The organism is Streptomyces sp. URMC 123 (assembly GCF_051386515.1).
Lineage (GTDB): Bacteria > Actinomycetota > Actinomycetes > Streptomycetales > Streptomycetaceae > Streptomyces.
The window spans coordinates 1-4,550 of record NZ_JBPQTV010000428.1 but is presented as its reverse complement, the minus strand read 5'-3'; the positions used below and the strand labels follow the sequence as shown (position 1 = coordinate 4,550).

The 4,550-nt window shown below is 75.8% G+C and carries 2 protein-coding genes and 1 pseudogene; all 3 read left to right on the top strand.

Going from position 1 to position 4,550, the window contains the following annotated elements; genetic code table 11:
• Positions 1-2,622, top strand: a pseudogene (gene alaS, locus ACSNOD_RS28685) (alanine--tRNA ligase); the annotation flags it as partial.
• Positions 2,623-2,739: 117 nt separating this feature from the next.
• Complete coding sequence (locus ACSNOD_RS28680; RefSeq protein WP_436769989.1) at positions 2,740-2,976, top strand: hypothetical protein; 237 nt, start codon at positions 2,740-2,742, stop codon at positions 2,974-2,976.
• A gap of 446 nt (positions 2,977-3,422) precedes the next feature.
• Complete coding sequence (locus ACSNOD_RS28675) at positions 3,423-4,493, top strand: ArsR/SmtB family transcription factor (protein ID WP_436769988.1); 1,071 nt, start codon at positions 3,423-3,425, stop codon at positions 4,491-4,493.
• Positions 4,494-4,550 lie beyond the last annotated feature (57 nt).

Below are 4,550 nucleotides of genomic sequence, written 5' to 3'. Positions count from 1 at the left end.
ACCCAGCGCCCCGCTGCCCCCCCCGACCCGACGCTGCTCTTCGTCAACGCGGGCATGGTGCCGTTCAAGCCCTATCTGACCGGGGAGGCCCAGGCCCCCTGGCCGAGGGCCACCAGCGTGCAGAAGTGCGTGCGGACCCTGGACATCGAGGAGGTCGGCCGCACCACCCGGCACGGCTCCTTCTTCCAGATGAACGGCAACTTCTCCTTCGGCGACTACTTCAAGGAGGAGGCGATCGCCTTCGCCTGGGAGCTGTCCACCGCGGCCGAGCGCGACGGCGGCTACGGCCTCGACCCGGACCGGATCTGGGTCACCGTGCACCACTCGGACGACGAGAGCGCCGACGTGTGGCGGCGCGTCGCCGGCCTGCCGCCGGAGCGGATCGTCCGGCGCGGCGACGAGGACAACTTCTGGTCCATGGGCGTGCCCGGACCCTGCGGCCCCTGCTCGGAGCTCTACTACGACCGGGGCCCCGCCCTCGGCCGCGCCGGCGGCCCGGCCGTCGACGAGGACCGCTACATGGAGTTCTGGAACCTCGTCTTCATGCAGTACGAACGCGGCGAGGGCCCCGGCAAGTCCGGCTATCCGATCCTCGGCGAACTGCCGCGCCGCAACATCGACACCGGCATGGGCCTGGAGCGCATGGCCACCCTCCTCCAGGGCGTCGACAACCTCTACGAGATCGACGAGACGCGCCCCGTTCTCGACCGCGCCGCCGAGCTGACCGGCGCGGCCTACGGCGTCGACCAGCGGTCCGACGTGCGCCTGCGCGTGATCGCCGACCACGTCCGCACGGCCCTGATGCTGCTGGCCGACGGCACCGCGCCCGGCAACGAGGGCCGCGGCTACGTGCTGCGCCGCATCCTGCGCCGCGCCGTACGGTCCGTACGGCTGCTCGGGTACGAGGACCCCGCCCTGCCGGAGCTGCTGCCGGCCGCCAGGGACTGCATGGCGCCCAGCTACCCGGAGGTCGCGGAGCAGTTCGGGCGCATCTCCGAGCAGGCGTACGCCGAGGAGGACGCCTTCCGCTCGACCCTGCGCCAGGGCACCACCGTGCTGGACACGGCCGTCGCCGAGGTCAAGGCGGGCGGCGGGCGCCTGCTGCCCGGCCCGAAGGCGTTCCTGCTCCACGACACCTATGGCTTCCCCATCGACCTCACCCTGGAGATGGCCGAGGAACAGGGCGTGGCGGTGGACCGCGAGGGCTTCGCCGCGCTGATGGCCGAGCAGCGCGAGCGGGCCCGCGCCGACGCCCGGGCCCGCAAGTCCGGCGCGAGCGCGGACACCGCCGCCCTGCGCACCGTCCTCGACGCCCACGGCCCCACCGACTGGCTCGCCTGGTCCACCCTCACCACCACCTCCCGGGTGCTGGCCCTGCTCGGCCCGGCCGGGCCGCTGACCGCCGTCCGGGCCGGGGAGATCGCCACCGCCGTCCTCGACCGCACCCCCTTCTACGCCGAGTCGGGCGGCCAGGAGAGCGACGCCGGGCATCTGACCGGGGCCTCGGTGGAGGCCGAGGTGCTGGATGTGCAGCGGCCGCTGCCGGGCCTGGTGGCCCATCAGGTCCGGGTGACCGCCGGAGACCTGGCCGTCGGCGACACGGTGCGGGCGGCCGTCGACCCCGAGTGGCGCCTCGGCGCGCGCCAGGCCCACTCCGGCACCCATGTGCTGCACGCCGCGCTGCGCGAGGTGCTCGGCCCCACCGCCCTCCAGTCCGGCTCGTACAACCGTCCGGGCCATCTGCGCCTCGACTTCCCCTGGCGCGGCGCCCTGGGCACCGAGGCGCGGGCCGCGATCGAGGAGGCGGCCAACCGCGCGCTGCGGCGCGATCTGCCGGTGGACGTGCGCTGGATGAGCCTCGCCGAGGCCAAGGAGCTCGGGGCCCTCGCCCTCTTCGGCGAGACCTACGGCGAGCGGGTCCGGGTCGTGGAGATCGGCGGCGCCTGGTCGCGCGAGCTGTGCGGCGGCACGCACGTCGAGCACGCCTCCCAGGTGGGGGTGGTGGCGGTGACGGCCGAGTCGTCGGTGGGTGCCGGAATGCGGCGGCTTGAGGCCGCCGTCGGCATCGAGGGGTTCGGCTATCTCGCCCGGGAGCGCGACCTCGTCTCCCGGCTCGCGGAACAGCTCCAGGCGCCCCGCGCCGAACTCCCCGACCGTGTCGCCGCGCTGCTGGAGCGGCTCAGGGCGGCCGACCGCCGGGCCGAGGAACTGCACCGGGCCGCGGCGCTCGGCCGGGCCGCCGAACTCGCCGGCGCCGCGGCCGAGGTGTCGGGAACGCGCCTGGTCACGGCCGTGGAGCGGGCCGGGGGCGACACGGCGCGGCAACTCGCCCTGGCCGTACGCGACCGGCTGCCCGGGGACCGGCCGGGCGTCGTCGCGGTCGGCGCCGAGGGGGAGGGCAGGGCGGAGGGCAGGGCCACCGTGACCGTGGTCCTCAACCGGGCGGCCGTCAGCGCCGGGCTCTCCGCGGCGGCGCTGGTCAAGGAGCTGCTCGACGGGCGCGGCGGCGGCTCCCCGGAGGTGGCGCAGGGCGGCGGGCTGCCCGCGGAGCGGCTGCCGGGGGCCCTGGAGGAGCTGCCCCGGCTCCTCGGCCGGCTCCGCCCCGGAGGCGCCGGGAGCTGACGCCATCCCCCGGCCGGAGTGCGCAAATCCGGCTAATGCGACATAACGCCCGGGTGGTGCAAGAATCGATGGGAGCGGCCCGAAAGATCACGACGTCCCGTCGAGCAGGAGGCTGAAATGATCGTCAAGAAGCTGCACGACTCCGGTGTGCGCAGCGAGCACGCCTACTTCGCGGCCATCGCATCGATCGGAGCTTCATTCATCACCTGGGCCGCCTCGGCGAAGGGGGAGAGCGCGGGACTCGACCGCGCCGACCGATGGGGCATCTTCGTCGGAGAGTGGGCGCCGACCTTCTTCGGACTGGGCCTGGCGCTCGCCCAGTACGAGGGACACGACGGCACGCTGCCCCGCTGAGGGCCGCGGCCGGGCGCCGTACGGGAGAGCCGACGCGACCCGGTCCGGGCGGCCGTACGGGAGAGCCGACGCGGCCCGGTCCGGGCGCCGCCGCCCCGCGGTGCCCGGACCGGGCCGACGCTCCGTGTGCCGGTGTTGTGCGCCGGACGGCCCCGGCGGATGCGCCCCCCGTCGTTCGAACGCACACCGCACCGCCGAGGCCGTGGCCGGCGCCTGACCCGGACGGCGGGGGCAACGTCGAGGACCGGTGCCGCTGACGCGGCCGGCCGCCACATGCCGAATCGACGATGCCCCGCCCCCGTGCCGTCGTCGGGCCGACACCATCGTGACGCACGGGGGAAGGCCGCCGCCACGGACGGAAGTTAGGCCTTAAACGGGCCTGTGAGCCCGCTCGCGCCGATGCAGGCTGGGACGAGTACGCCGTCCTCGCCGATCGGAGAAGCACCATGCTGCGGGTGTACTTCACCCCCGAGGACCTCGCACGGGTCCGGGTGTCCACCGCCCCCGACCCGCTCTGGGAGATCGCCAACAGCGTGCAGATGCTCAGACGCCGGGACGGGGCGCGCTATTTCGGCCACTGGCGCTCGCAGGTGCGCGACCGCCTCTCCCCGGCGAGCCGGCTGCTGACCCCGCTGCTCCCGCCCCACGGCTACTCGCCCGACTTCCTCACCCCCGGCGACGGCGCATCCGACAGCGTTCGGGGGACCGACGGCGCGCGCCCCGCCGCGGGCACGACCACCGGCGACGGCGTCCTCGCGGGGCTGGAACAGGCCATCGACGCCGTCCTGCGCACCCCGCGCGACCGGCTCCGCACCGATCTGACCCGGCTGGCGGCCGAACGCGGGCTGCCGGGCTGGGGCGCCGCCCTGGCCCGTGGCGAGCCCGAGGCCCTCCGGCGGCTGGGCGACGCGCTGCGCACCTACCACGCGGAGGCCCTCGCGCCGTTCTGGACGCGCATCGAGGCGGAGATCGAAGCCGACCGGCAGGCGCGCCTGCGCTCCCTCCTCGACGGCGGGCACGAGGGCCTGCTGTCGGGGCTGGGGCCCAGTCTGCGCTGGCGCCCGCCGGTCCTGGAGGCCGACTACCCCGTCGACCGGGAACTCCGGCTGGAGGGCCGCGGACTCGTCCTCCAGCCGTCGCTGTTCTGCTGGCGCACCCCGGTGACCCTGGCCGACCCCGCACTGCCGGGCACGCCCGTACTGGTCTACCCCATCCAGCACACGCCCGCCTGGTCCCTGGTGGCGCCCACCGAACTGGCCCGGGGGGAGCACCCGGAGGCTCTGGGCGCGCTCGTCGGCCAGACCCGGGCGGCGCTGCTGGTGGAGTCCACCACCGGCCGCTCCACCGGCGACCTCGCCCGCCGCCTCGGCGTCTCGGGCCCCGCGGTCAGCCAGCACGTCGCCGTCCTGCGGGAGGCGGGGCTGCTCATCACCGTCCGGCACGGGGGAGGCGCCCTGCACATCGCGACGCCCGAGGGGCGGGCCCTGCTGAGGGCCGCGACCGGGCGCACACGGTGACGCGGGCCCCCGGCCCCCGGCCCCCGGCCGACGGGAGCGCCGGGGTGGGCGGCGGTG